Source organism: Phreatobacter sp., assembly GCF_052440005.1.
In the GTDB taxonomy this organism is placed as follows: Bacteria; Pseudomonadota; Alphaproteobacteria; order Rhizobiales; family Phreatobacteraceae; genus Phreatobacter.
In genome coordinates this window covers 1-3,622 of the sequence record NZ_JBQVQL010000169.1, presented here as the reverse complement: position 1 = coordinate 3,622, position 3,622 = coordinate 1, and the positions used below count along the sequence as shown (strand labels likewise).

Here is a 3,622-nt window from a genome sequence, read left to right as displayed (position 1 = left end):
AAGCGCGGCCAGGGCCTGCTCATCCTCTTCCACGTCACCGCCGACACCTCCTGGTCGGACCTGCCGATCTCCGGCGCCTTCGTCGACATGCTGAAACGCATCGCCGGCCTCTCGGCCGCCGGACGCCCGGCGGCCGAGGGCCTCGCCGCCGTGCCCGGCCAGCCGAGGGCGAGCGAGCGGGTCGCCCCGACGCGGGTGCTGGACGGCTATGGAGGCTTCGTGCGCCCGCCGGCCACCGCCCGTCCCATCCCCGCCGACTGGCGCGAGCCCGCCACCTTCGATTATCCGCCGGGCTTCTACGGGCCCCAGGAGGGCACCATCGCCGTCAACACCCTTGGTCCGGACGAGCGGCTGAGGCGGCTCGACGTCGGTCCCCTGAATGCCACGATCGAGCGGTATCGTCTGGGCGAACCCGTCGATCTCCGATCCCCACTGGTGGTGACCGCCCTGATCCTGCTCCTCGCCGACGGCCTCATCGTCCTCCTCATCGCCGGCGGCCTCGCCCGGCTGACGGCCGGCCGCCAGGGCCGCACGGCCGCCTGGCTCGTCCTTCTCGGAGGCGCCCTGGCGCTCGCCGCCCCTGCCGCGGAGGCACAGACCCGGCGCAGCCAGGAGCGGCCCATCGTCTCCACCGGCAATCCCGTGGACGACGCCGCCATCCGCGCCACCCAGTCGACCCGCCTCGCCTATGTCGTCACCGGTTCGCGCGAGGTCGACGACGTCTCCCGCGCCGGGCTCGAAGGCCTCACCCGCTTCCTCTCCGCCCGAACCGCGCTGGAGCCGGCGCAGCCGCAGGGCGTCGACATCGCGCGTGACGAGCTCGCCTTCTTCCCCGTGCTCTACTGGCCCGTGGTGGCCGGGGCCGGGGAGCCGGCGCCCCAGGCGCTGCTGAAGCTCGACGCCTACATGAAGCAGGGCGGCATGGTGATCTTCGACACCCGCGACGCCCTCACCGCCCGACCGGGCCAGACGAGCCCCGCCCAGGCGACGCTCCGCCGCATCCTCGCCGGCCTCGACATTCCCGAGCTCGAGGCCGTGCCGCGCGACCATGTGCTGGCGCGCGCCTTCTTCATCCTGCGCGAATTTCCCGGCCGCTATACCGACGGCGTCACCTGGGTCGAGGCGATCCCGCCCGCTAGCGAGGAGGAGCAGGCGCGCCCGGCGCGGGCCTCCGACTCGGTCTCGCCCATCGTCATCACCTCCAACGACCTCGCCTCCGCCTGGGCCATCGACCGCCAGGGCAATCCGCTGCTGCCCGTGCAGGGCGAGGCGCGCCAGCGCGAGCTCTCCTTCCGCTTCGGCGTCAACCTCGTCATGTATGCCCTGACCGGCAACTACAAGACCGACCAGGTCCACGTCCCCGCCCTGCTCGAACGGCTGGGGAACTGACGCCATGACCCTCGGCATCGTCTGGTCGCCCATCGTCCCGCTCTGGGCCCTCGCCCTCGCAGCCCTGGCGGCCCTCGTCATCGCAGGCCTGCTCGTCGTCTCGCGCTCCCGCGGCGCGTGGTGGCGCGTCGCCGCCATGGCCCTCGCGCTGATGGCGCTGGCCAACCCCGTCTTCACCCAGGAGGACCGCGACCCGCTGCAGTCGGTGGTCGCCGTCGTCCTCGACCGCTCGGCGAGCCAGTCTCTCGCCGACCGCACCCGCATGACCGACGAGGCCAAGGCCGCCATCGAGCGCTCCTTCGCCCGCTCCCCCGGTTTCGAGGTGCGCTGGATCGACGCCGGCGCCTCCGACGGCCAGACCGACGGCACCCACCTCTTCGAGGCGCTGCGCCAGGGCCTCTCCGACGTGCCGGCCGAGCGCATCGGCGGCGCCATCCTCGTCACCGACGGGCAGGTCCACGACGTCCCGGCCCAGGCCTCCGCCATCGGCTTCACCGCGCCGGTTCACGCCCTCGTCACCGGCCGCTCCACCGATCGCGACCGCCGCGTCGTGCTGACCCAGACGCCGCGCTTCGGCATCGTCCAGCAAAGCCAGACCGTCGGCTTCCGCATCGAGGACAACGGCACCGGCGGCGTCGTGGCCCAAGCCGCCGTCACCATCAGCCGCGACGGCGAGGTGATCGAGCGGCGCACCGTCGCCACCGGCGCGACCACCAATGTCTCGGTCCAGATCACCCACGCCGGCGCCAACATCGTCGAGATCGAGGTGGACGGCCTCGAGGGCGAGCTCACCCCCATCAACAACCGCGCCGTGGTCGTCATCGACGGCATCCGCGAGAAGCTGCGCGTGCTGCTCGTCTCCGGCGAGCCCCATGCCGGCGAGCGCACCTGGCGCAACCTCCTGAAGTCCGACGCCGGCGTCGACCTCGTGCACTTCACCATTCTGCGCCCGCCGGAGAAGCAGGACGGAACGCCGATCAACGAGCTCTCGCTCATCGCCTTCCCGACCCGCGAGCTCTTCCAGATCAAGATCCGCGAGTTCGACCTCATCATCTTCGACCGCTACGCCCAGCAGGGCGTGCTACCGCTGATCTATTTCGAGAACATCGCCCGCTATGTGCGCAACGGCGGCGCCCTGCTCATCGCCGCGGGCCCCGAACACGCCACCTCCGCCTCCATCAACGATACCCCGCTGGAGAGCATCCTCCCCGCCGCCCCCACCGGCGAGGTCATGGAGCGGCCCTTCCACGCCCGTGTCTCCGACCAGGGCCGCCGCCATCCGGTGACGCGCTCGCTGCCCGGCATGGTCGCCGAGGGCAATCCGCAGTGGAGCCGCTGGTTTCGCCTGATCGAGAGCCGCCAGCCGGCCCAGGGCGCCACCACCGTCATGGACGGCCCGGATTCGCGGCCCGTGCTCATGCTGACCCGCCAGGGCGAGGGCCGCGTCGCGCTGCTGCTCTCCGACCACATCTGGCTCTGGGCGCGCGGCTACGAGGGCGGCGGGCCGCATCTCGAACTGCTGCGCCGCCTGTCGCACTGGCTGATGAAGGAGCCGGAGCTCGAGGAGGAGAGCCTGCGCCTCGCCGTGCGCGGTCGCCAGCTCGCCGTCGAGCTGCAGACCATGGCCGAACGGCCGGAGAGCGTGACCCTCACACGCCCCTCGGGCAGCAGTGTCACCGTCGCAATGCAGGATGCGGAACCGGGCCTCTGGCGCGGCCAGGTCGACATCACCGAGCTCGGCCTCTGGCGCGCCCAGGCGGGCCGTCTCACGCGCCTCATCAACGTCGGGCCGCCCAACCCGCGCGAGTTCACCGACGTCACCTCCACCACCCGGTTGCTGGAGCCCCTGGTGCGCGCCACCGGAGGCGGCCTCTGGCGCATCTCCGAGACCGGCACGCTCTCGGTGCCGCGCATCGTGCCGACGCGGTCGGCGAGTTCCCTGCGCGGCGAGGACTGGATGGGCATCCGCCAGCGCGACGCCTCGGTGGTGCGCGGCATCGGCATCCTGCCGGCCTTCGCCGGCCTTCTGGGCCTCGTCCTGATGCTCGGCGCCCTCACCGCCGTGTGGGCCCGCGAGGGGCGCTAGCCTCCCGCGGTCCCTGGGCCGGTCCGCAATCCTCGTCGCAGACCCTCACGCCTCAGCGCCGCGAACGGCGCGGCCGTCCGAACACGCGCCGCGCGACCCGACGCTCGCCGCGGGCCACGTTGCGGCGGGTTCGCCGCGATCCGAGGC

General features: G+C 72.6%; 2 protein-coding genes. Both read left to right on the top strand.

Going from position 1 to position 3,622, the window contains the following annotated elements; genetic code table 11:
• A partial coding sequence (locus ACT6XY_RS22580) for a DUF4159 domain-containing protein (RefSeq protein ID WP_444750549.1) occupies positions 1-1,389 on the top strand: 1,389 nt, incomplete at its 5' end.
• Positions 1,390-1,393: 4 nt separating this feature from the next.
• Positions 1,394-3,475: a hypothetical protein gene (locus tag ACT6XY_RS22575; RefSeq protein ID WP_444750548.1), complete on the top strand. Its 2,082-nt coding sequence runs from the start codon at positions 1,394-1,396 to the stop codon at positions 3,473-3,475.
• Positions 3,476-3,622 lie beyond the last annotated feature (147 nt).